We start from the raw sequence: 24,021 nt of genomic DNA, 5'->3' as shown, positions 1-24,021 counted from the left end.
AATGGACTTTTTTTAATATTTGAACGAAGTGTTCAATTTGATTTTACAATCCGCCAATTTTATAATTTAAACAATCTTTTCATAATTGGTACTCTTAATCCTATTTCCACAATAATTAAACATAATATAAAGACTACTGGAATCATAACAGCTGGGTATACAGTAAAAATGCCAATTTCTTTTAATTTATTAATTAAAAAAGATTGTAAGATATAAATCCCCATTGTTGCTGGAATAATGAATTCTATTATTTTTTCTAACCTAGGATTTACAATAGAAAATAAAGTCATACTAATAAGAGCTATCAACATAACCAAAATATTATTATAATTTGCTTCTGCATATTCCCAGCCAATAATATGAACATTCCACTCAGAATAAATAATTAAGGCAATATATAAAACAATATCAATCAAGCTAAAGAAGTAGAAATTTCGTTTTATAAATCGCTTTATTTTATTAAAATGAGTATTTCCTACTAATCCACCTAATAAATAATATTCAAGCCAAATATTTAATCTAAATACTTGGGGGGGTAGCTTTCATTATGTAAGTATATTCCAAGTGTAATGAAATATCTTGAAGTAAGCAAATTATTGTTACAATAATGGTTAACCCTAAATAATAATTGAAACTCAGCCGTAAAATCTTAACAACAATTGGCGCTATTAACAACATCATCATTAATGCCCAAAAGAACCAAAAATGATAAAAATGACTATCTGGAACTCCAGAAAAAACTGATCCAAACAATTCATTAAAAAATATAAATTTATGTTTGCTAATAAGTACGATAAGACTATATAAAGCTATCCAACTAAAAACTATTATTAAAATATTTTTTATTCGCTGTAAAGAATACAAATAAGAAATATTAGACTTATTAAGTACAAAATAGCCACTTGCCATAAAAAATATAGGAATAGCCATTGTTCCACTATAATACAGTCCAGAATTAAATATATTATTTTTAACTACAGGCATAGTTGGATCTAAACTATGTAAAGTAATAACTAATATACAAGCAAAAATTTTAATTAAATCTATGCCATAATTTCGTTTTCTAATCATAAAAATAATATCCTACTTTTTCAATTTTTTAATTATTAAATCTCGAGCTTCAAAAATAATAGGTGCTTTTAAAATTAACATAAGTACTGTATAAATAACTATACCCACAATAACTTCTACAAAGAGCATTAACCATGAATCTTTTAAATTTCTATTCATCCAAAATACAATTCCAAACATTATTAGGCCAGAAACAAAATACTTCCAAGATCCATGAAACAGGTCTTTATATCTCAATAAATGTCTTACAATAAATAATTGATATAAAGTAACTGCACATTCAGAAATCACTGTAGACCACATTGCACCATTTAATCCCCATAAATGTATTAATGGAACATTTAAAATAATATTTACAATAGCTCCCACAGTCACAGAAGTAGTAAATTGTTTTACTCGATTAAGTGGTAATAAATATTGTACACCTATTGCATTACTCCAAGCGATCATTAAAATAACAATTGATTCAATCATCATTGCCAACCCCACAGGACCATACCCTGGCCCGTAATATTTGGGCGCAAGAGTCAGAGATACTGCGGCAATTCCAAACATCATTGGATATGCTATTGCTGAAACAAAATCAAAAGATTTATAAAGCATTTGATTAACTTGCTCCATAGAACCGTGACTAACTGCATTCGCTACGTGTGGGAGCATTACAGTACCCGTGGCAGTTACTAAAGCTAAGATTAGTTTGATCAAATTATCAGAATACTGATAATATCCTGATGCAGTTTCACTTACCATTCCACCAAGCATTGTTTTGTTTAACTGTACATATACTTGCGTAGCTATTTGTGGAATAAATAATTCTATCATGGGTAAAAAATGTGGCCACGGGTTTAAAATTCTAATATTAACTTTAGATAAATCATGCTTTATATTGGGCCATAAAGTTAAATTTCCTAATAATGTAGAATCTGCTAAAACAATAATATATAGAATTACATCATCGGGATTTTTTATAAATAAAAAAATAGCGATCATTGAAATAATTTTTACAAAGGAATTCTTTAAAACTGTGACTTTAAAATCTTCAATTCCTTCATAAAACCAAGAAATATCAAATGCCACAGCTATAAGATTAATTGACTGTGCCCACATATATTTTGGTTGTTTAGTATAAAAAAACATAAAAATTTCAAATGCTATAAAAGCAATTAAAGTCATAATTGTTTTTACTATTTGAATTTCCCAAAAAGTTTTAGCCATCTTTTCACGACTATCACGAACATAAGCTATTTGCCTATTACCATAATAACCAATACCCATACTAGCAATCAAAATAAAATATTGAATAATTGAATTAGTAAAAGCATTAGCGCCTACACCTTTTGGTTGAAGAACACGACTTACATAAGCTGAAGTAATTAATGGCACAATGAGTGCTAGAACCTGATACCCTACATTATAAAGATAATTTCGAATAACCTTCATATAATCTAATCACCAAATTCACTGTGAACTGCATTAAGTGCAGCTTCAATAACTTGATCCATATTGTAATACTTGTATTGACCAAGTCGACCACCAAAAATAACTTTATCTTGCTTCTCAGCTAATTTAGCATATTTAGCATAAAGTTGATTATTACGATCATTATTTACTGGGTAATAAGGTTCATCTCCACGATGCCAATCAGCTGGATATTCTCTGGTAATAATCGTCTTATCTTTATCACCCTTACCAAACTCAAAATGTTTATGCTCAATTACACGTGTATATGGTGTTTCCGCATCAGTATAGTTAATAACCGCATTACCTTGGTAATTGCCAACATTCTTTTCTTCAGTTTCAAATCGAAGTGAACGATATTCTAGTTCGCCTAATTTATAATCGAAGAACTTATCAATCATTCCCGTGTAAACTACCTTGTCGTAGTTCTTAAGATACTCTTCTTTCTTGTCAAAGAAATCAGTATTAAGCTTCACAGTAATATTAGGATGATTAAGCATCTTTTCTACCATTTTGGTGTAACCACCAATTGGGATACCTTGGTAATCATCATTGAAATAGTTATTATCATAAATTAATCGAACTGGAAGACGTTTAATAATGAAAGCCGGAAGTTCAGTACATGGTCTGCCCCATTGCTTTTCAGTATAGCCCTTGATTAATTTTTCGTAGATATCTCTACCAATTAAAGAAATAGCTTGTTCTTCAAGATTTTTTGGTTCTTTACCAGCCATTTCTTGGCGTTGTTCATTAATCTTAGCTATTGCTTCCTGCGGAGTTCTTATACCCCACATTTCATTAAAAGTATTCATATTGAATGGTAAGTTATACATTTTTCCCTTGTAATTAGCAACAGGGCTATTAGTATACCGATTGAATTCAGCAAATTGATGCACATAGTCCCACACTTTCTTATTAGAAGTATGGAAAATATGCGCGCCGTATTGATGAACCTGAATTCCATCTACTTCTTTAGTATAGATGTTACCTGCAATATGATTACGTTTTTCAATAACTGTTATTTTATTTCTACGTCTAGCAACTTCATGAGCAAATACAGCTCCAAAGAGACCGGATCCTACTATTAAATAATTCAAACTTTTTCCTTTCTAAAATGAAAACTAAATATTTTGAAATTACTAATCTCTTAACAGAGACTGTAAAATAGTTTGTGTAAGGATGAATGATTCCTTAAATTAATTTCTTAAAATATTAGAAAAAGGAGTTCCTTTCTCGTATGATTGGTTTGAACACAAAAACACATACAGAAAGAAGAACTCCTTCATGAATGATTTTACCAAAAATATTGCTCAAGCTCTATTCAATCAAGACAAAATTAATGATTTATTGCGCAAAGAACTCCAGCAAGCAGTTAATGACCTATTGAAAGCTGAACTGACTGCGTTTTTAGGCTATGATCCTTATGCCAGAGCTGGCTGGAATACAGACAATTCACGCAATGGTGCTTACTTTCGCAAGGTTTATACGCAGTTTGGCGAGATTGAAATTCAAGTGCCACGAGACCGCAACGGCCTGTTTCATCAGCACACGCTGCCTGACTACAAGCAACACGCAGATATGTTGGAAAACATGATTATCAAGCTATATTCCAAAGGCGTAACTACCAGAGGGATAGCCGATTTGATTGAAAAAATGTACGGGAGTCATTACAGCCCCGCTCAGGTATCCAATATTTCTAAACAGATGATTCCCAAGGTGAGGCTTATCATAAGCGCAAGCTGAACGATAAATTCTTCTGCGTTTATTTAGACGCTACCTACGTTCCTCTGCGTCGAGAAACCTTTGAACGCGAAGCTGTCTATATTGCCATTGGCATCAAACCTAATGGCCACAAGGAAGTTATCGACTACTGCATTGCGCCCAATGAAAACATTGAAGTCTGGACGGAGCTGCTCCAAAGCATGAAGTCTCGCGGTCTAGAACAGGTTGAGCTCTTTCTTTCAGATGGCGTTGTGGGCATGAAAGCAGCACTGGCAAAGACCTATCCTCAAGCTCATTTCCAGCGTTGCTTGGTCCATGTTATGCGCAATATCTGCGCTAAAGTACGCGTGGACGATCGCGAGGCAATCATGAACGAATTCAAGCAGATTCACCAGCAAGCCAATAAAGCGGCTGCTGTTGATGTATTGCATGCTTTTTATGCCAAATGGAACAAGAGCTACAATCATGTCATTAGAAACCTGAAAGACATCGAGCCAGACCTGCTTGTTTTTTATAATTATCCTAAGCAGATCAGGGCTCCAATTTACTCTACCACATGATTGAATCTTTTAACAACGTCATTAAGCGCAAGGCTAAGCCTAAAGCAGAGTTTCCGACTGAACAGTCGCTTGATACTTTTATTGGCATCCAAGCAATGAGTTACAATGACCGCCACTTCAACCGAATTCACAAAGACTTTGGTCAGGTCCAGGATACCTTAGAATCCTAGTTTGAATAAATAAAACATTAAAAAATCAATTTACGAGAAAGATCTATCCATTGTTAACCATATGACCATTGTTGTCGAAGTAGTACTTTTGACCATTGACTGTCTTGAATGTATTCATGGCTTGAGTGCCATCTTCGTTGAAGTAATGGGTGTAGCCATCATCCAGCTTAACCATGCCATTGGTTGCCATATGACCATTGTTATCAAAGTAGTACCATTTACCATTAGATTCTCTGAACTTATTCATGGCTTGAGTACCATCTGCATTAAAGTAATGAATGTAGCCATCGCTTAACTTGATTAAGCCACCATTTAACATATGGCCATTGTTGTCAAAGTAATACCAGTAGCCATTGGATTCTTTAAATTTACTTACTGCATAGCTGCCATCTGCATTGAAATAATAATAATTATCTCCTGCTTTTTTAATGCCATTGTTAACCATATGACCATTGTTGTCGAAGTAGTACTTTTGACCATTGACTGTCTTGAATGTATTCATGGCTTGAGTGCCATCTTCGTTGAAGTAATGGGTGTAGCCATCATCCAGCTTAACCATGCCATTGTTAAGAGCACGTCCTTGATTGTCAAAGTAGTACCACTTACCGTTTACTTCTTTGTACTGGCTAACCACTAACGTCCCATCACTATTATAAAATCTATAGTATCCATCTTTACATTTTTTTAAACCAGTGCGTTGAACTTGATCTGCCTTTTTAGCTACATTTATTGCATTATTTAATAATTGAATATTAGTGTCAATAGATTCAGCTAATTTAGAATATTCAATATCATCCGTTGGTGTAATGCTATTTAATACATTTTTCAATCGGTTAGCTGCATCAATTACATTTTTATTGTCTTTATACTTATTATTATCCAAACTATCTAATAAAGTTTCAGCTTCATTCTTAACTTTATTATAAGTTTTTTCTGCAGAAGTAATTGGTGTAAGAACGATTTTTATACTTCTTGGCTGTTTATTTTCGTCCAAGTAACTAACTTTATTTAAATCAATATCTGATGAAAGATATTGATCATTAGTAATATCCTTAATATATTTTATTTTATATCCTTCAGGTAACTTGTATTGTGGGTAATTAATATCGAAATAATATACTAATCTTGTGTCCCATAGACTTGATTTAATACTACCCTTACCACTACTATTTTTGCTATTAGCATCTATTAAGAAATATTTATTAGTATCATTCCATCCAGTAGAATCATCAAAATCAAGATTTTTGACATATATTGGGTTGGGATGATTTTCTAAATAAACACTCTCACTTACATCATATTTTTTATCAGGATCATATGGGACAAAACGATATACATTGTTATTTTCTTTAACGACATGTACAGAAACTGTCCCGTTTGCATCTAATAAATTATTATCATTATCAACTAAATAATAATGAGGATCATTTATCTGAAATCTATACTTTTGTACCCATTTTTCTTCTTCTGACTTAATAATATTACCTTTACTATCTCTATAAGGATTATCAAAATTATATTTTGAGAATATATATCCACTAGGCAATTTATATTCATTATTCCAATTATTTGAAATATGTACTATTCCAGAAAATTTAATGCCATCAGAATTTTTTAAATTCTCGGCAACATTATATTCATTACCCAATTTTCCTGTAAATGACGCAATAGCTACTCGTTTATAATTATTATTATCATCAATATATTCGACGAAGAATGGAATTTTATCTTCAGAAGTATATCCAGTACTATTAACAATTGGTGGAATATCTGTATTAGAAGCACCTTTATTATTGATCAAATAAGCTCTAACAGCAAAATATTTTCCAATCTTATTACTATTTTGAGGATTTGCTTTCCAACCGTTTACCTCCCTATTATGCAAATCAAAATCCCAAATTACAGATCTATTATTAGATCCCAAGGGTATGTATCCGTTAGGGCCATAAGTTCCATCGCTATTTAAATCACCACCTATTGCAATTGTATAACCTTCTGGAATAGCGATCGTATAAACTGTTCTTTCAACGTTAGCTTTTGCAGAATCTCCAGTAATACTTAAGTCATCATTCTCTGCACGTATAATTTCTCTTGTCCCTAATCCCATGCTGTAATCATCTACAACAGTTGTGCCGATATAATCTCCTGTATCATTATCAAACCAATTTATTAATCCTTCATTAGTATGTTGATTCACAGTTTGAAGTTGATAAGTCTTTTGTTTCTTGGGTTTAATCCAAAGTTGATATGCTTCATCACTAGGATTTCCAGAAGCATCCAGTTTACGATTTCCATCTAAACTTCCATCAGTAGGCAAATTATTAAAATTAAATTTTACCTGTGTAGGACTTTCATATTCAAAAATAGAATTTCTTTTTGTATCCCATTGATCAGCAAAAGCTTTATCAAATTCATAATTTTCATACCCTTTGGGTAAATTTATGTCAAATGAACCGTCATTAGCATGCGTTACATAAACACCTGCCGAGCCATTTTTCTCAGCTACTTCATATTTTCCGGTAGTAGTATTTCTCTTTCCATATCCAACAATTTGTCCATTGGCTGATTTTACTTTTGTCAGTCCATCATATTTATAGATACCATCTTTTTGTTTAACCAGACCATTTTGATTTGGTTCAACATAAATACTAATAATTGCTGTCATTTCATCTTGACGTTTTCTTTGAGCAATTTTTGAATTAGTAATTTCTGTTTGAGAAATATTTTTTACATTCTGAGATTTTATTGTAAGACTATTACTATCTTGATCACTTACTTTATTATTAATATTTTGTGTAACTTCACAACTTTGTTTAATATTTGAATGGTTATCTATATTTTGAGTAACAGGTGCCTTTTTTTCAGTATCTGTAACTTTATCACTATTAAAATTACTTTCTACACTGTCAGCATTTACTTTATTATTTGTAGCAAAAAATCCTACAGAAACTGCGGTTAATAGACTTGCTGTTACCCATTTTTTTCTTCTATACTTTCTAGACTTTCTCAAATCCATTACTCTAACTCCTTAAATTATAAAAAAACACTATATCAAATTTTATTATAGGCCTTTCAATCTACAATTAAAATCTAGAGACCGTAAAATAGTTTGTGTAATGATAAATATTTCCTTAATTTTATTTTAGAAAAAGGAATCCTTTTCCCGTATGATTGATTTGAACGAAAAACATACTAGAAAAGAGATTCCTTCATGAATGATTTTACCAAAGATATGGCTAATGCTCTATTCAATCAGGATAAAATTAATGATTTATTTAGACAAAAGCTCCAACAGGCTGTCAATGACCTGCTTGAATCCGAATTGACTGCCTTTTTAGGCTACAATCCTTATGAGCGCGATGGCTGGAATACCGGAAATTCTAGAAATGGTGCTTATTACCGCAAGGTTGATACGCAATTCGGACAAATAGAAATCAAAGTTCCTAGAGACAGAAACGGTGAGTTTCATCAACACACTATGCCAGATTATAAAAGGCATACTGATGTCTTAGAGCAAACTGTTATCAAGCTCTATTCCAAGGGCGTCACAACCCGAGAAATTGCTGATTTGATTGAGAAAATGTATGGCGGCTATTATTCTCCAGCTATGGTTTCCAATATTTCTAAAGAAATGATTCCCAAAGTTGAGGCATATCATCAGCGACATCTGTCAGATAAGTTCTTCTGCGTTTATCTCGATGCCACCTATATTCCTCTTAAGCGGGTCACTTATGAGCGCGAAGCAGTTTATATCGCCATCGGTATCAGACCTAATGGTCATAAAGAAGTGATCGACTACTGTATTGCGCCTACTGAAAATATTGAGATTTGGAGCGAAATGCCCAAAGGCTTCAAGAGTCGCGGCCTTGAACAGGTAGAGCTCTTCTTGTCTGACGGAGTAGTTGGCATGAAAGAGGCTATCTGCCAGTTCTATCCTAAAGCGCATTTTCAACGCTGCTTGGTACACGTCATGCGTAATATCAGTGCCAAAATGCGGGTTGACGATCGACAAAAAGCACTGGATGAATTCAAGCAGATTCATACTCAGTCAAACAAAGAAAGGCTGTACAGGTGCTGCATGAATTCTATCAAAACTGGGAAAAAGCCTACAAAAACGTAGTTAGAGATCTTAGACAGGTTGAGCCTGATCTGTTAACCTTTTACAACTATCCGCCAGCTATTAGAGTTTCAATTTACTCAACTAACATGATTGAATCCTTTAACAACAGGCTTAAGCGGAAAACCAAGCCTAAAACAGAATTTCCAACTGAGCAGTCGCTTGACACCTTTATTGGAGTTCAGGCAATGGATTACAATGACCGTTACTTTAACAGGATTCATAAAGGATTTGGGCAAGTTCGAGACACCCTAGAATCCTATTTTGATTAAAAGATAAATAAAAAAGTCAATCAACGAGAGAGATTATTTACACAAACTTCTTGACAGTCTCCAACTTTTCTCCTAACTTGCTTAACTAAAATATTATTACTTAAATACAAAGTATAAGCTAAATATATTGGCAATAAAAAATTAACTGAAACAAAATATGGATTAAAATTCAATGTACTAATCAAATAATAAACTGTAAAAATTAAATAATAACCATTTTTAAATAAGTTTTTAGTAAAAAACAGCTTTGCTGCTATAATCGCACCCTCTATAAAGGGAATAATAGCTATTAAAAAACCTATTATTCCAAACTGATAAAGCACCATTAATATACCTACATCACTTGTATACACCTTAATTAATCCATTTATTGTATTTACAACTGTACCATCAGATGTGAATCCAAATCCCATTAAAATACTGCTCTGCTTCCACAATTCTGGATAATATTGATATTCAACTATACGAGTATAAGTAGATCCTGCATTCTTACTGGTTAAAGAAAATGAATCAATAAAATTATGAAGATAGTTCATATTTATAACTATTAATAAAACAACACAGCTTAAAAATACTATAGTTGATAAAAACTTATTATTTGTATGAAGTATTTTATATAAAATTGCTACAAGTAAAGTAATTGTATAAAATAAAATCTGACTTCTGGATTGATAAATAATTGCCGCATAAAAATATAAGAAAATTATTTCAATTGCATATTTTATTTTTGATACTACTATATTCTTTTGTAATATTTTAAAAACTGCAAAAGACAATAACAACCCATCTATAAAAGTACCGCTTATCCTTGCTAATGATATCCCACCAACTGATCTATACCAGTCTTCTTTTCCACCTAATAGCATATACAAAGAAGTTTTATTAAAGAAATTGTAAGAAAGCCAAATCAAACTTTTAAATACTAAAATGATAATACCTAATTTATTTATTGACTTAAAAAATTTATTAAAATTAGAATTAATTATTTCATACAACGGAAAAATTAAGAGTAACCAAATTACTGGGAAATAGTACATAAGCAAATCGTGGTTACCGATATTATTTTTGGCTCTTATTAATTGAATAAAAAATAATAAAAATTCTAAAATAATATAGACCAAAAGTAATTTAGATTTTTTTAAACTAGCTTTTTGCTTTTGAGTCAAATACAATAATGATAAAATTATTGTTAATATCAGAGTTACACTGACAGTTATCCAATTTATACGTAACAATAAAATAGCTATAATTATATATATTAATATTTTATATATATCTATATATGTAAGCTTCATCCATTATTTCCTTTTTCTAAAGATACTAACATAATTATTGCTTTTTCTTAATATATTCTTTTATCACAATTTTATACAGTACTTTATTTAACATACCATTCATTACTAATATAGCTTTCCCCGTATCTTTTCGAACATTTTTTATATTTTTGGAATATTTTTGAAGTGATTTCATATCATTAAAAATTTCTTTCAAATATTTATTATTAAATTTATTTTCTTTTATTATACGAGCATATTCTCGCATAATAAACTTTAATTGATAGTATAGTCTATACAATAAAACGCTTACATCTTTATTGCTTAAATCTATAGTTTGATTAAATGCAGAAGACCAGCCAACCAAATAATCATTTAAAACTTTAGGTCTAATATCAGTAGTAGTATTACCACTTCTATCAATTAAATAGTAAGCAAGTGCTTCATTATAATAAGCAACACTATTAGCGTGTGCTAAAGCTAATAAATATAAAATAAAATCTGTATAACTAACTTTATTAGGAAATTGTATTTCTCTTGTTATCGCTGTTTTGTATAACTTAGCATGTGGAGAAACAAGGAAAAATGAAAAATATTGTATTTCTTTCATATCAGTAATTTTTTTCATAGGTTTTACTTTTATAAAACCGGGTTTACTACTAATATACTTTTTAGTATTACTTTGAGTATATATGTTATATCGATCACCCACTGTAATATCAACATCATTTTTTTTAGCAAAATTATACAATTTTTCAATTGCATCAGTTGCTAACCAATCATCTGGATCACAAACAATGAAATAATCAGTTTCTATATGTTTGACAGCATATGATAAAACAGAACCATAGCCACCATTTTTTTTAACTATTAATTTTACTCGACTATCTTTTTGAGCAAATTCTTTAACTATTCCTTTAGAATTATCTGGTGATCCATCATCAACAGCCATAATTTCTATATCTTTAAATGACTGATTAATTAAACTAGTTAAACACTTCGAAATATATTGTTCAACATTATAAATGGGTACAACTATTGTTACTTTTGCGTTCATTATATTCCTTTCTCTTCTACAAGCTTAATCTTGCTAAAAAAATAGCAGGTCTAAACATATGTAATTTAAATAAGTTTATAACCCATTTTCTTCTAAATTCATATCTTTTACTGCCACCAAATTTTAAAATTCCCTTATCTAAAACAAAACAATTATATATTTTTTTATAAGCTTTTTGCTTTACTTCTTTAGCAGACGAATTTTCAATTGCAAGTACGAGATGCCAATAAACTATATTATTGATAAACAATGCATATTCATTCTTATCGTATTTTATATTAAATTGTTTAAAATTTTTATTCAGAATATCAATTGCATCTTTTATTTCTAATTCTTGTTCAAGAGTAGAGTCATGAGTAAGAGAACTTTCTCTCTGAAAATAAAAATAAACGGCATCGTTTATTTTTATACTTTTATTAGCTCTTGCAACTACTACAGGTATAGTTTCCATATCTTCTATAACTAAATTTTCTGGGAACCTAATATCTTCCCATAATTCTTTTTTATATAATTTATTACAACTTCCAGTATAACTATTAAAAATGCCTGTTCCTACTTTTTGACGATAAATCTCATCTCCACCTACTCTTACCAAATCATAAATTGCTACGTCTGCTTTTTCCTCATTTAATTTTTTAAGCCCAGTAGCAAAAAAATTGGTATCTAACCAATCATCTGAATCAAGAAAACTAATGTAAGTTCCTTTCGCCACATCTAATCCAGTATTTCTTGCTTTTGCTGCCCCTGAATGGTTGTTAATTATTAATTTTATCTTAGAATCTATTTTTATATATTTTTGTACAATACTTGTAGTATTATCTGTAGATCCATCATCCACAATAATTAACTCCCAAAAGGGATATGTTTGCCGTCTAATACTATCTATAGCTCGCTTAATAGTATTCTCACTATTATATGCTGGTACAATAACACTAACCAAATCTTTACACATAATTAGTTTTTTCCTTTTTCAAAGGACGATATAGTCGGAAATTTTGCAGTTAGAATCTTATTTATTGCTTTCGCTTTAACATTAAAATCATTCGTATTTTCATCATTAATACATATACTTCTAAATTCAGACTTTCTAAAAGCGCTTTTCATTTCTTCTAATTGTGAAACCGTATACGTCTTATTTAAATTAGCTTTACTTGGATTAAACATGCCGTCCTCTAATTGAAGATGGCGTACTAACCAAATACTGATATCATCCATTTGTCGAAATCGATGTGTATAATTTTCATTTATCTCTTTTTTCCAGATGGATTTTGCCTTTTTAAAACTTGATTTTTTAAAACTCAATGGACCATGTGGTTCACTATAGCCCGGAACTTTTCCTTTATAGGCTTGTAGTAAAAAAGGAAAACCTTTAATCCATTTAATTCCATATTTAAAACAGTATAATCCTGTTTTATTGAGTGGCCATTTTCCATTAAGATAATTATTTATTAAGATATCATTTGTAACTGGAATATGATCAAAATCCTCTGTTGGAACTATATCTTTATAGACTCTATAATCACAAGGTAAACCGTTTTTAAAAAAATCTTCTTTTTCTACCTTTTTATTTAAAATCATGTCATCATTAAAGTAAACGAACTGTTCTGATAAATTTGGTATATTATCAATATTCCATTCAATTGAATTAGAGTTGAACAAAGGTAAATACTTTGAATTTACTATTTGAGTATGATCAATTACTTCTACCTTAGGATTTTTTGTATCTAACCATTTTGGTTTCTGGTTATCTGTAACTAAAAATATTTTATTAACCCAAGGAGCAAATTTATCTATACTACGAAAAACAAATTTTAAAGTGCCATAATCTCTAAACCTTACTGTCGAACCGTTCCCATTGAATGAGGCTACTTTAGAATTATTATTATTTAAATATCTATTTCTCTTTTTCTGCCATTGTGAATCATTTCCATCAACCCATGTAATAACAAAATCTATTTTTTCATCCATCTAATTTTGTCCCCCTTTTGATTATATGAGACTGTCAAATCTTTTGTGTAAATAGTTCTTTCTCGCAAATTGATTTTTTAATTATTTATTCAAAATAAGATTCTAAGGTATCCTGAACCTGACCAAAGCCTTTATGAATTCGGTTGAAATAGCGGTCATTGTAGCTCATTGCCTGGATGCCAATAAATGCATCAAGCGACTGTTCAGTTGGAAATTCTGCCTTAGGCTTAGCTTTACGCTTGATGACGTTGTTAAAGGATTCAATCATATTGGTTGAATAAATTGAAGCTCTGATTTGTTTGGGATAATTGTAGAAGACTAGCAGATCGGGCTCAATTTCCTTCAAACCTTTGATGACATGGCTATAAGCTTTATTCCATTTGGCATAGAATTTGTGCAAGACAGCTGCAGCTTCTTTTTTGCTTGTCTGTTGATGTATCTGCTTGAATTCGTTCATGATCTTTTCGCGGTCATCCACCCGGACTTTAGCACAGATATTGCGCATGACATGAACCAGGCAGCGTTGAAAATGAGCTTTAGGATAAGTCCTGGCCAAGGCTGTTTTCATGCCAACAACACCATCAGAAAGAAAGAGTTCAACTTGCTTCAAGCCTCGGGACTTCATGTTTTGAAGCATCTCTGTCCAGACTTCAATGTTCTCACTAGGAGCAATGCAGTAGTCAATGACTTCTTTATGTCCATTAGGTTTAATGCCAATGGCAATATAGACTGCTTCACGCTCAAACGTTTCTCGGCGCAAAGGAAGGTATGTCGCATCCAAATAGACGCAGAAAAACTTGTCGCTTAGCTTGCGTTTGTGGTAAGCCTCAACCTTTGGAATCATCTGCTTGGAAATATTTGATACTTGAGCTGGACTGTAATGGCTGCCATACATCTTTTCAATTAGATCGGCTATTTCCCTGGTGGTCACGCCCTTGGAGTAAAGCTTGATAATCATGCTTTCCAAGATATCCGAGTGCTGCTTGTAGTCAGGCAGCGTGTGCTGATGAAATTGACCGTTGCGATCCCGAGGCACTTGCACTTCAATTGGGCCAAATTGCGTATCAACTTTGCGGAAATAAGCACCATTTCTAGAGTTGCCAGTATTCCAGCCATTTCTGGCATAGGGATCATAGCCCAGAAAGGCAGTCAATTCAGCTTCTAGCAAGTCATTAACAGCCTGTTGTAGCTCTTTGCGCAATAAATCATTTATTTTGTCTGGATTGAATAGAGCTTGAGCAAAATCTTTGGTAAAATCATTCATGAAGGAGTTCTTCTTTCTGTATGTGTTTTTTTGTTCAAACCAATCATACGAGAAAGGAACTCCTTTTTCTAATGTTTAAAGAAATAAATTTAAGGAATCATTCATCCTTACACAAACTATTTTACAGTCTCGATTATATAAGCCACTCTCATTAACTTATATAAAACGTAATTCAATATCTTATTACCTTTATATATATTAAAAAGAAACAAATTATTTATCCAATTAAAGTTTCTTTGTCTCATTAGAGGTAAACTTTCGCGAAAAAGAGGTTGTTCATGCATCTTATAAATCAAATTTAATAAGTCCTGCGCATTGCTTTTATCATTTTTCACTTCATTTTTATAAGCTTCAATCAATGCCGTAAAGTAATCAATAGAAAGTTGATTATACATCTGCGCTGTAGCTCCCTTATCCTTAAAAGCTAAAAGAAGATTACTATAAACTAATTTTACGCTATTCCATCGATTGGTATCATAACCTCTAACCATTGAATCTGATCTTATTCTAGAAACATAACCATTATTTGCTTTAGATTCTACATACATTTTGTTAATAGACAATAATATTGGAACTATAATGCTCAGATCTTCTCCATATGTCATCCTTATATCTGTATATTTTAAATTCTCTTCAATCAAACTTTTTTTTATCAATTTTCCCCATCTGGAAGGAGGTATAAGTCTATCCTGAAAATGACCATCATTTAACAAATACTTGTTCTTTAATTTCTTTAATTTGATGCCAAAATATACTCCAGGAGATAATCTTAATTTAAGAAATACTTTTTTATCTCTTAGTTCATATGTTGGTGCAATTACAAAAGGAACTTCATATTTTTGCATAGCTTTGACAAGTGAAGCAATATAATCTTTTTCAATATAATCATCAGGATCTATGAAACAAATGTATTCTCCCTGTGCTTTAGATAGTCCTAATTTCCACGCAGATACTAATCCTCCATTTTCTTTATGTAAAACTAATATTCTATTATCTTGTGACTTATACTTGTCACATATTTTTCCACTTCTATCAGTCGCACCATCATCAACTAAAATAATTTGAATATTTTTATAAGACTGTTTTATTATCGAATCTAGACATTTAGACAAATATTTTTCAACATTAAAAATTGGAAGTATAACAGAAATTAAAATATCTTTTTTTTCCACCCTTACACCTTATCCTTTATTATCTTTGTATACAAAGTATCTTGTCCCTTATAATTCTCATTGAATTTCATTTTATAAGTTAATTTATACAAATAAGTAGTTTCGTCATTATAATCAAAATCTATATCATTTAATCTATTCTGCAAATTGAAGACGGCTGTATTATTTTTAGGAATTTTATTTATCATTTCATGCAAATCTATATTATTTTTTATAGCTAAATCTATAAAATAATCAAACAAAATATAATCCATAAACATATCATAGGTATTACAGTAAATATCGAATGATTTCCTAACAAAATTCATTAACTTATTTTGGGATTTACATTCTAAAAAGAAGGTAGTCCACCTTCCATGTGATGGATCATTGGTATAAATTCCAGTATTAATTGTAAAAAAATCATTTGTAAAAACAGAGTTTGGTATTCTTTGTGTAGTCCATACTGTAGAATCTACCCATACCCCACCATACAAATACAATAAGTTAACCCGATAAATATCAGAAAAATGAGTAAAACTAATATTGTTGTTCTCAAACAAAGTTAATATCCTTGAACTTAAATGAACATATTGTTTGAAATTATCTTTTGTAATTACAATTATTTTTTTATCTGGATTATTTATAAATAATTTTCTTATGCATGCTTTAACAATTGGTGGTGCTTGATCAATTCCTTGCCACCACATTGTCCATATAACATTGTTTTTTTTTACTTTTGGATTAATATAATTGACTTTATCTTCTTGAAAGCCTATATGACGTATTATATTTTTTTGTAAAAATTTTTCTATATTTTTTTCATTAAATAAAGACAGTTTTATGCCAAGGCTTGAATAATTATCATAAAATTTGCTTCTGATCGCTTTGATCAAAAAAATTTTTAATCCAAAATTTTTAATATACTTTTTAAAATTCATGTTGATCATAGTATTTTATTAACTTATTAGTATTATCTTGTATATTATAACCGCATTTACTCAATTCATTAATAGCTGTTTCTGATCTTGATTTTCTATTTTGAATAGTCCATTTATTTTCTCTTAGTTCTCTTATCCATTTTTTTACATTTAAAGTGCAAAATGTTACATTATTAGATACATTGACTTCTTTAGATATACTATTAGAAATTATACAATTTAAGCCAGCAGCTGCTGCTTCAACTAATACAAATGGCTGCCCTTCAAAATGAGATGGTAAAACAAAAATATCCATAGCATTTAAATAGTCAGGTACATTATTAATAACACCAGTAAAAATAACTCTATCTTTTATATTAAGTATCTTTACTCTATTTTTTATATCATGTATCTTTTCTCCTTGACCTATTAATACTAATTTATAAGTTGAAGGCAACTTTTTTAGTAGTTCTATTAAGAAAATTTGATTTTTTTGATAATTAAATTCACCCACATGTCCCAAAAGTATCTCATTGTCCTTTATATGTATTTTTTTTCTATAATCTTTTCTTGTCTTCTCATTAAATTTATATTTAAACAAATCTATACCATTAGGAATAACTGTAAATTTATTTTTCTTAAATAGCCATTTGCCGGCTGCTCTATTACAGGCTAATCTTCCATTAACACTAAGCTCAAACAGTGGTCTTAAAGTTCTATTAATAATGGGATGTTGTGTTGTAGTATTATGACTATGTGCTATTCTTTTTTTTATTCCTGCCAATTTTGCGGCAAATAATTCAATTGCCATAGTTGTACTATTTCCGTTTACATGAACAATATCAAATTTTTTTAAAGAAAGGTATCTTTTTAAACACTTAAAGTACTTAATCGGATTTGAATTTCTTTCCAATATTTCCTTTACATGAACGCCTTTTCTCTTCAGATCATCTACTAATTTATCATCAACTTTATTAGGTGCAAGTATAGTTACATTAATATTATTTTTTACTAACTGATTTGCCGTATTAATAATAAACGTTGATATACCATTAGCCTCAAGGTTAACAGTATTAATCAATAAGACCTTCATTACTTGACCAACCTCTCTATAATTACCTCTAGTTTCTCATTAAATTGCTTATTGTTACTGCTTTCACCAGCATTTTTTGTTTTAGCAATTTGACCATAATTATCAATGGTTTGTCCTAAATCATTAATATCGTATACAGGAATGATATTATTCATTCTCTTTGCAATTAACTTGGTAAAGTCAACTTGATGATTATTTACATGTTCATGAAACTGTTCCTGTCTAGGCACTACAATTGGAACCTTTCCAAATTGAAGAGCTTCGATAAAACTTGAAGGACCACCATGAGTAATTACAATTCGTGCATCCTTTAATGCTACCTGCATTTCTTCAAATGACATCATTTTATGCGCTTCACAGTATTCAGGAATATAAGTACTGAAACCTGTTTGAACAATAACCTTTTCCTTAATATTCCCATTAGCCACTAAATCATCTACTTTTTTTATAAGCCGATTAAATGGTTGCTCATGTGTCCCCACTGTAACAAAAATCATTAGATCACCTAATTAAAATATACTTCCTAAATTAATTGCTTTTGGATAGACCTTTTTCATTTCTTCCCATTCCACAATAAAACGATCAGTAATAGGATATACTAATTTTCCAGTTAAAGTTGGTTTATCATAACGGTCAAAAACCTCAATATAAACTGTCTTAGCACCCATCAATTTACCAATATAAAAAAATGGAACTGCTACTGCAGCTCCACTAGAAATAATAACATCAGGACGTTCTTTACGGAGTACTTTAATAGCTAAGAAAGTATTTTTAATTAGATTCTTCAGATTACGATTAGTAGGATAATGACATCCATACATCTTTTCACCTTTAAGTTTGCTTCGAGCATCTTCTTTATCAAAAGTTACCCAAAAACGATCTTTATTTTGCCAAAAAGGTTTTAACATGTATAAATGTGTTAAGTGTCCACCACTAGACCCAACTAAACAAACTTTCATAAAAGATGTACTCCTTAATATGCTCCATTAGGATGAATAACCACCCCAATAGTCTTAATAATCAATTTCAAATCTTCCCACAAACCAGAATGGTTGATATACACGATATCAAGCCAAACCATCTCATCAAAGTCAGCTTCATTACGCTTGGTAACTTGCCATAAGCCTGTACAACCTGGCATAACAAGTAATCTTTGCTTATCATAATCAGTATATTCTTCCACTTCTGATGGTAGAGGCGGACGTGGTCCAACAAGAGACATATCACCGATTAACACATTCCAGAGCTGTGGCAACTCATCAAGACTATATTTTCTAATAGTATGCCCAATCTTAGTAATTCTTGGATCATCCTTAATCTTGAACATCGCACCGTTAATTTCGTTCTGATCTTCCAATTGATCAATCATCTGATCGGCATTAACGACCATTGAACGAAACTTCCACATCTTAAATGGCTTCTCATCTTCACCAATTCGCTCTTGTGAATAGAATGCTGGTCCACCGTCTTCATGTCTTATTTTTATTATTAAAAATAAAAATAATGGAGACAGCAGAATTAATCCGCTTGCACTTGCGATAATATCAAACAATCTTTTCACTGCGTGATAAACATACCGCCCATGCACTTTGGCCGGATTAACTTTTAGTTTCTCCATTACCATCATTTTTCCTCTTACCCTCAATGTTGTATATTTATAGTACTTTTCTGTAAAATAAACACTCTTTTTTAATCAATATAGCACAAATATTCAGTTAATGGCACAAATCTGCAGATTTGCAGATTAAAATAGCCAGAATTTTTTCTTTTTGCCAAGTGGTCGCCAATCTAGTTGCACATTGTCCCCATTTACTAATGCACGGGCATTATCTTGATACTGCTGAGCAAGATCACTCCCGAACTCCTTGCTCAGCTTTTTTAATGCTTCACTATATTGGTATTGTCTCTTTGGCAAATCATGCGCATCCGAAGCGAAGCAGGCACATTGGCCTGCTTCGATAAATTTGCGTGACATTTCTTTAATTTTTTTACCAAAAGTTCCCATATAAGAACTAGCAGTAATCTGCACTAAGCATCCCTGCTCAATTAATCCCTGCAAAATAGTTGGTTCTTCCAAGATTTTCTTGTTACGCTCTGGGTGAACTACAACTGGTGTAATGCCGCGTTGCATTAACTTAAAGACCATGTCCCGCGTATAAGCTGGTACGTCATCGCTTGGAAATTCCAAGAGCATGTATTGCCCATCTTCATCTAAGAAGAGGATATCGTCATCATCTAATGCCTTAGGCAAATCTCCCGAAATTCGCACTTCTTGCCCAGGAAATACCGTTAGTGGAATCTTGGCATCGTCTAACATATCCTGAAAGTTTTCTGTTAAACGAATAACGTCTTTCTTATGATTGATATACTTGCCATTAAGCATATGTGGCGTGCAAATTGCATGAGTTACACCATCCGCCACTGCTTCTCTAGCTAACTTAATTGATGTTTGCCAATCTTTAGAGCCATCATCAACGCCTGGCAAAATGTGACAGTGAATATCAACTAAAACCATTATTTCTTATTTCCTGAAAAGAAACCTTTTTTCTTCTTATCTTCTTCGCCGTAACCGTAGCCATATCCATAGCCGTAACCATATCCATAACCATAGCCGGCATTATCAGAACTAATATCGTTCATAATAAAGCCTAAAACCTTAGCCTTGGAGAAGTTAAGCATTTCAACAGCACGCTTAATAGCAGCCTTTTGTGTTTTACCCTGGCGAACTAATAAGATAACACCGTCTAAGCGGCGAGCTAATTCTTGTGTATCAGATACTTCAAGCACTGGCGCCAAGTCAATAATTACCATATCATAATGGTCTTCAACTAAGCTGATGAAGTCTTGCATTCTCTTAGAACCAATCAATTCTGATGGGTTAGGTGGTGTAGGACCAGCAGTTAAGATGGCTAAGTCATCAATCCCACTTTCTTGTACAACATCATCTAAATCCACTTCTTTAGCAGTGGAAGAGATAACTGTACTTAATCCTACATGGTTACTCAAGTTGAATGTCTTATGAACAGTAGGACGACGCAAATCGGCATCAATTAATAATACATTGCGTCCAGCTTGAGCATAAGTTACAGCTACGTTAGCAGCTACAGTTGATTTACCTTCACTTATGTTAGCAGAAGTAAAGGCAACAGACTTAATATCATGGTCAACTGCCATGAAGTTAATGTTGGTACGGATTGTACGGAACTGTTCAGTTACTGGACCTTTTGGATCTGCAACTGTAATTAAATTAGCACCGTTTTTAATGGTTTCATCTGTACCACGTTTTTTCTTAAAAAGTGACATCAGTTACCTCCTATACTCTGCGTCTCTTGCGTTGTTCACGCTTAGCTGGTTTACTGCTCTTCTTAATCAACTTGAATGATGAAGATACATGGAAGTGGGCAACATGACCTAAGTTAGTTAAACCTAATTCTTGAGTTAAGTAAGTATCATCACGAACAGTGGTATTAGTCATTTCACGAATTAAGATTACTGCGAAGGTCAATACTAAACCAATGACAAATCCTGCTAAAGTAAACATCTTAACATTAGGTGATGATTGAACACCATTAGTAGCTGGTGCAACGATTGTAACGTTATTAATGTTCATGATGTTAGGAATTTGGTCTCTGAATGATCTAGCAACTGCGTTAGCTTCAGCCTTAGCCTTTTCAGGAGTATCTGCTTTAGCAGAAACTGAGAATACTTGTGACTGTTGTTGCGTTGTAACTGAAATGCTGCTTGCTAATTGCTTAGCAGAAACGCTATATGCTTTACCGTCACGTTCGATGACTGCTGGTTGAGCTTTTCTCACTAAGACTTTTCTACCATCATCTGTAGTTCTGTACTTAGCTGGCTTAGCCTTCTTAACTACTCTAACTGGGTTAGCCAAACGATCAGAAGCATCCTTCAAGATTACATGACTAGTTACGATGTCCTTATAGGTATTAACCAACTGCATGTTAGCTTGTTGCGTTGTATATGCTGCATTAGGATCATTCTTATTGGATTTTTGGTTAACCAAAATCTGCGCACTAGAACTATACTTGGGGGAAATAACAAAGTTAGCAATTCCCCAACCTACTAATGCTAATCCTACACTCCAGAGAATCAATGCCCAGATATGTCTGCGGCAAAGTTGAAGCAATTGAGTAAGATCAATTGTATTATCAGTTTGCTTTTGTTCTTGTTCCATCTGTTTTTCCTTTAATTACGATTCATAACGTAGCTGTCTTTATTAGCAGCTACCTTTACTTTAGGCAATTCAAGAGCATCCCTAATCTTATCAGATACTCTTTGTCTTTCATCCTTACTTACGACTTCGATTTCCATCAAGCCAAACTTAGGATTCATAGTTTGTTTACTTACACCTTGAGCATGGTCTTGACTCAAGTTATCAGTAGCCTTGCGGTAATTCATACCAATCTTGTACATCTGGTTCATAGTCAAGTCAGTCTGCATTTCATCAGAAATTGAATTCAAGAACTTAGAATTCAACAAGGTTGTTGGTGAAACAGACTTCTTAAGAAGCGCCATAATTACGCGGCGATCACGATCTTGACGACCGTAGTCTTGACGTGGATCTCCGTGACGAAGTTGAGCAAAAGCTAATGCCTTCTTACCATTCATATGGTAAGTCTTACCTTCTTCGAAGTGGTAGCCCATATTATTGAACGTAAGTGGTGAAGTTACATCTATACCACCAACTTGATCGATTGCCTTCTTCAAGCCGCCCATGTTAATCATGATGTAGCCGTCAATTGGCACACTGTAATATTTATCAAGAGTTTTAACAGTTTCAGCAACTCCACCCAAAGTATACGCTGAGTTCATCTTCGTTACCCCATATTGTGGGAAGTCTGGGAAGATTGCATTAGAGTCACGTGGAATAGAAATAATAGTCGTGCTATTCTTCTTTGGATTAATGGTCATCATCATCATGGTATCAGTTCTACCTTTCCAATGACGTCCCATAGCACCGGTATCTGTACCAAGAAGCAAAATATTGATTGACTTCTTTTCATTCAATAGCGTATCTAAATTACGTCCCTTATTACTCTTGGTTTGTTTAGCAACAGGCGTATACATGTTTTGTGTTGTATCACGCAAATTCTTATAAATGTAACCACAAACAAAAAGTCCAATGACAATAATCACACCAATTACAATCCAGAATCCTCGCCAAAACTTGCGGTGGTGATGGCGATGATGGTGGTGACGGTGATGATGATGATGCATCGGTCTTTGACTTTGATCATTATTATCTGCCATGTTTGTCCCCTTTTATAATCTTACAAATCCCTCCTATTATATACTCATTTATTGCGTTTTGACCAGATGTAAAGGGGTTACAAATAAAAACAATGGGAAATTTGGCAGATTTTTCAGTGAATAAATGCAGATTTTTGTTGCTACTATTTTAGAATTCTAATTGATTTAATAAGTGTTTGTTATAATTGTGATTGACATTTGTGCTCCTCCCAATGTCCATTTTTGCATTAGGAGGTAATTATTTTGCAAGTATGGTAATCCTATTAACCGCCGTAGTTGCGCCTATTGTTGTGAATGCAGTGTTTCATGCTCTAGAGAAGCTGTTTGATGAGTGGCTAGATAATCGTCATCGCACAAGGCGGCACGATCAACGAAAGCGGAAAAAGCACAAGCGCCGCTAGCCTTAGCCATTTACACAGAACTTTAATGTCCTAAAATTTGGTGAAAATAAAAAGTCGTTACTCTTTTGTCCACTTCGAGTAACGGCTTTTTTGCTCTTATTTTTTGATCAATTTTACAAATTGGTCAATCCTATAAACTTACTATAGCATGTGTCAACTACCCTAGACTGAAGTCTAGGGCTTAGTGGCTCGTTAGCTTACGCTAACCAGAACACCAACTTGCTTAGATACGGACTTGACTTACCAGCAATA

Annotated in this window: 20 protein-coding genes and 2 pseudogenes; 2 read left to right on the top strand and 20 right to left on the bottom strand. The window is 32.3% G+C overall.

The annotated features are described in order from the left end of the window. Positions 1 to 59: 59 nt before the first annotated feature. The 4 genes from CP355_RS10525 to glf form a co-directional block, all read right to left on the bottom strand. Positions 60 to 416: a hypothetical protein gene (locus CP355_RS10525; protein ID WP_233186994.1), complete on the bottom strand. Its 357-nt coding sequence runs from the start codon at positions 414 to 416 to the stop codon at positions 60 to 62. Positions 417 to 519: 103 nt separating this feature from the next. Continuing rightward, positions 520 to 1,071 (bottom strand): acyltransferase, encoded by a 552-nt coding sequence (locus CP355_RS10520; RefSeq protein ID WP_233186993.1) that lies wholly within the window; start codon positions 1,069 to 1,071, stop codon positions 520 to 522. A gap of 12 nt (positions 1,072 to 1,083) precedes the next feature. Further along, positions 1,084 to 2,511: a polysaccharide biosynthesis C-terminal domain-containing protein gene (locus CP355_RS06470; RefSeq protein ID WP_098044161.1), complete on the bottom strand. Its 1,428-nt coding sequence runs from the start codon at positions 2,509 to 2,511 to the stop codon at positions 1,084 to 1,086. Between the two features lie 5 nt (positions 2,512 to 2,516). After that, complete coding sequence (gene glf / locus CP355_RS06465; RefSeq protein ID WP_098044160.1) at positions 2,517 to 3,626, bottom strand: UDP-galactopyranose mutase; 1,110 nt, start codon at positions 3,624 to 3,626, stop codon at positions 2,517 to 2,519. A 187-nt stretch (positions 3,627 to 3,813) separates the two neighbouring features. On the opposite strand from glf, the pseudogene CP355_RS06460 reads away from it, so the two are divergent. After that, positions 3,814 to 4,981 (top strand): annotated as a pseudogene (locus CP355_RS06460) (IS256 family transposase). A 43-nt stretch (positions 4,982 to 5,024) separates the two neighbouring features. On the opposite strand, the gene CP355_RS06455 reads toward CP355_RS06460, so the two are convergent. Next, a complete protein-coding gene (locus tag CP355_RS06455; protein ID WP_098044159.1) occupies positions 5,025 to 7,997 on the bottom strand; it encodes an N-acetylmuramoyl-L-alanine amidase family protein in 2,973 nt (990 codons plus the stop codon). A 195-nt stretch (positions 7,998 to 8,192) separates the two neighbouring features. Here CP355_RS06455 and CP355_RS06450 point away from each other — a divergent pair. Further along, a pseudogene (locus CP355_RS06450) lies at positions 8,193 to 9,370 on the top strand (IS256 family transposase). Between the two features lie 20 nt (positions 9,371 to 9,390). Here CP355_RS06450 and CP355_RS06445 read toward each other — a convergent pair. From CP355_RS06445 to CP355_RS06375, 15 genes are all read right to left on the bottom strand, one after another. Then, positions 9,391 to 10,665 (bottom strand): hypothetical protein, encoded by a 1,275-nt coding sequence (locus CP355_RS06445; RefSeq protein ID WP_098044158.1) that lies wholly within the window; start codon positions 10,663 to 10,665, stop codon positions 9,391 to 9,393. 34 nt (positions 10,666 to 10,699) lie between these two features. Beyond that, positions 10,700 to 11,701, bottom strand: a complete 1,002-nt coding sequence (locus CP355_RS06440) for a glycosyltransferase family 2 protein (RefSeq protein ID WP_098044157.1) — start codon at positions 11,699 to 11,701, stop codon at positions 10,700 to 10,702. A gap of 16 nt (positions 11,702 to 11,717) precedes the next feature. Next, entirely contained in the window at positions 11,718 to 12,653 is a 936-nt protein-coding gene (locus CP355_RS06435) for a glycosyltransferase family 2 protein (protein ID WP_098044156.1), read from the bottom strand. 2 nt (positions 12,654 to 12,655) lie between these two features. After that, positions 12,656 to 13,669, bottom strand: coding sequence for a stealth family protein (locus CP355_RS06430; protein WP_098044155.1), 1,014 nt, complete (start codon positions 13,667 to 13,669; stop codon positions 12,656 to 12,658). 85 nt (positions 13,670 to 13,754) lie between these two features. Then, positions 13,755 to 14,933 carry an IS256 family transposase gene (locus CP355_RS06425; protein ID WP_098044154.1) on the bottom strand — a complete coding sequence of 393 codons (1,179 nt, stop codon included), beginning with the start codon at positions 14,931 to 14,933 and terminating at the stop codon, positions 13,755 to 13,757. Between the two features lie 116 nt (positions 14,934 to 15,049). Continuing rightward, the gene (locus CP355_RS06420) at positions 15,050 to 16,105 is read right to left on the bottom strand and encodes a glycosyltransferase family 2 protein (protein WP_098044153.1); all 1,056 of its coding nucleotides are present in this window, start codon (positions 16,103 to 16,105) and stop codon (positions 15,050 to 15,052) included. 2 nt (positions 16,106 to 16,107) lie between these two features. Beyond that, positions 16,108 to 17,025 carry a capsular polysaccharide synthesis protein gene (locus tag CP355_RS06415; protein ID WP_158227539.1) on the bottom strand — a complete coding sequence of 306 codons (918 nt, stop codon included), beginning with the start codon at positions 17,023 to 17,025 and terminating at the stop codon, positions 16,108 to 16,110. Next, the gene (locus tag CP355_RS06410; protein WP_158227538.1) at positions 17,015 to 18,085 is read right to left on the bottom strand and encodes a glycosyltransferase; all 1,071 of its coding nucleotides are present in this window, start codon (positions 18,083 to 18,085) and stop codon (positions 17,015 to 17,017) included. The genes CP355_RS06415 and CP355_RS06410 overlap by 11 nt, the downstream gene beginning before the upstream one ends. Positions 18,086 to 18,096: 11 nt before the next feature. Beyond that, positions 18,097 to 18,594 carry a glycosyltransferase gene (locus CP355_RS06405; RefSeq protein ID WP_098044150.1) on the bottom strand — a complete coding sequence of 166 codons (498 nt, stop codon included), beginning with the start codon at positions 18,592 to 18,594 and terminating at the stop codon, positions 18,097 to 18,099. A 12-nt stretch (positions 18,595 to 18,606) separates the two neighbouring features. Beyond that, a complete protein-coding gene (locus tag CP355_RS06400) occupies positions 18,607 to 19,056 on the bottom strand; it encodes a UDP-N-acetylglucosamine--LPS N-acetylglucosamine transferase (protein ID WP_013854760.1) in 450 nt (149 codons plus the stop codon). 14 nt (positions 19,057 to 19,070) lie between these two features. After that, the gene (locus tag CP355_RS06395) at positions 19,071 to 19,721 is read right to left on the bottom strand and encodes a sugar transferase (RefSeq protein ID WP_199161215.1); all 651 of its coding nucleotides are present in this window, start codon (positions 19,719 to 19,721) and stop codon (positions 19,071 to 19,073) included. Between the two features lie 120 nt (positions 19,722 to 19,841). Beyond that, on the bottom strand, positions 19,842 to 20,612 hold the full coding sequence (locus tag CP355_RS06390) for a tyrosine-protein phosphatase (protein WP_098044148.1): 771 nt from the start codon (positions 20,610 to 20,612) through the stop codon (positions 19,842 to 19,844). Then, positions 20,612 to 21,400, bottom strand: a complete 789-nt coding sequence (locus CP355_RS06385; protein WP_098044147.1) for a CpsD/CapB family tyrosine-protein kinase — start codon at positions 21,398 to 21,400, stop codon at positions 20,612 to 20,614. The genes CP355_RS06390 and CP355_RS06385 overlap by 1 nt, the downstream gene beginning before the upstream one ends. Before the next feature lie 10 nt (positions 21,401 to 21,410). Next, positions 21,411 to 22,292, bottom strand: a complete 882-nt coding sequence (locus CP355_RS06380) for a YveK family protein (protein ID WP_098044146.1) — start codon at positions 22,290 to 22,292, stop codon at positions 21,411 to 21,413. Between the two features lie 11 nt (positions 22,293 to 22,303). Continuing rightward, positions 22,304 to 23,368, bottom strand: coding sequence for an LCP family protein (locus CP355_RS06375; protein ID WP_098044145.1), 1,065 nt, complete (start codon positions 23,366 to 23,368; stop codon positions 22,304 to 22,306). Positions 23,369 to 24,021: the final 653 nt, after the last annotated feature.

This window comes from Lactobacillus sp. UMNPBX4 (genome assembly GCF_002554115.1).
GTDB lineage: Bacteria > Bacillota > Bacilli > Lactobacillales > Lactobacillaceae > Lactobacillus > Lactobacillus gallinarum.
This window is presented reverse-complemented; position numbering and strand designations above follow the sequence as displayed.

Bases quoted from the DNA above. Each gene is read 5' to 3' on its own strand.
- CP355_RS06440 (WP_098044157.1), bottom strand. From the start codon at position 11,701: ATGAACGCAAAAGTAACAATAGTTGTACCCATTTATAATGTTGAACAA.
- CP355_RS06430 (WP_098044155.1), bottom strand. From the start codon at position 13,669: ATGGATGAAAAAATAGATTTTGTTATTACATGGGTTGATGGAAATGAT.
- CP355_RS06425 (WP_098044154.1), bottom strand. From the start codon at position 14,933: ATGAATGATTTTACCAAAGATTTTGCTCAAGCTCTATTCAATCCAGAC.
- CP355_RS06415 (WP_158227539.1), bottom strand. From the start codon at position 17,025: ATGAATTTTAAAAAGTATATTAAAAATTTTGGATTAAAAATTTTTTTG.
- CP355_RS06385 (WP_098044147.1), bottom strand. From the start codon at position 21,400: ATGTCACTTTTTAAGAAAAAACGTGGTACAGATGAAACCATTAAAAAC.
- CP355_RS06395 (WP_199161215.1), bottom strand. From the start codon at position 19,721: ATGGTAATGGAGAAACTAAAAGTTAATCCGGCCAAAGTGCATGGGCGG.
- CP355_RS06380 (WP_098044146.1), bottom strand. From the start codon at position 22,292: ATGGAACAAGAACAAAAGCAAACTGATAATACAATTGATCTTACTCAA.
- CP355_RS06455 (WP_098044159.1), bottom strand. From the start codon at position 7,997: ATGGATTTGAGAAAGTCTAGAAAGTATAGAAGAAAAAAATGGGTAACA.
- CP355_RS06375 (WP_098044145.1), bottom strand. From the start codon at position 23,368: ATGGCAGATAATAATGATCAAAGTCAAAGACCGATGCATCATCATCAT.
- CP355_RS06435 (WP_098044156.1), bottom strand. From the start codon at position 12,653: ATGTGTAAAGATTTGGTTAGTGTTATTGTACCAGCATATAATAGTGAG.
- CP355_RS06470 (WP_098044161.1), bottom strand. From the start codon at position 2,511: ATGAAGGTTATTCGAAATTATCTTTATAATGTAGGGTATCAGGTTCTA.
- CP355_RS10520 (WP_233186993.1), bottom strand. From the start codon at position 1,071: ATGATTAGAAAACGAAATTATGGCATAGATTTAATTAAAATTTTTGCT.
- CP355_RS06445 (WP_098044158.1), bottom strand. From the start codon at position 10,665: ATGAAGCTTACATATATAGATATATATAAAATATTAATATATATAATT.
- CP355_RS06405 (WP_098044150.1), bottom strand. From the start codon at position 18,594: ATGATTTTTGTTACAGTGGGGACACATGAGCAACCATTTAATCGGCTT.
- CP355_RS06400 (WP_013854760.1), bottom strand. From the start codon at position 19,056: ATGAAAGTTTGTTTAGTTGGGTCTAGTGGTGGACACTTAACACATTTA.
- CP355_RS06390 (WP_098044148.1), bottom strand. From the start codon at position 20,612: ATGGTTTTAGTTGATATTCACTGTCACATTTTGCCAGGCGTTGATGAT.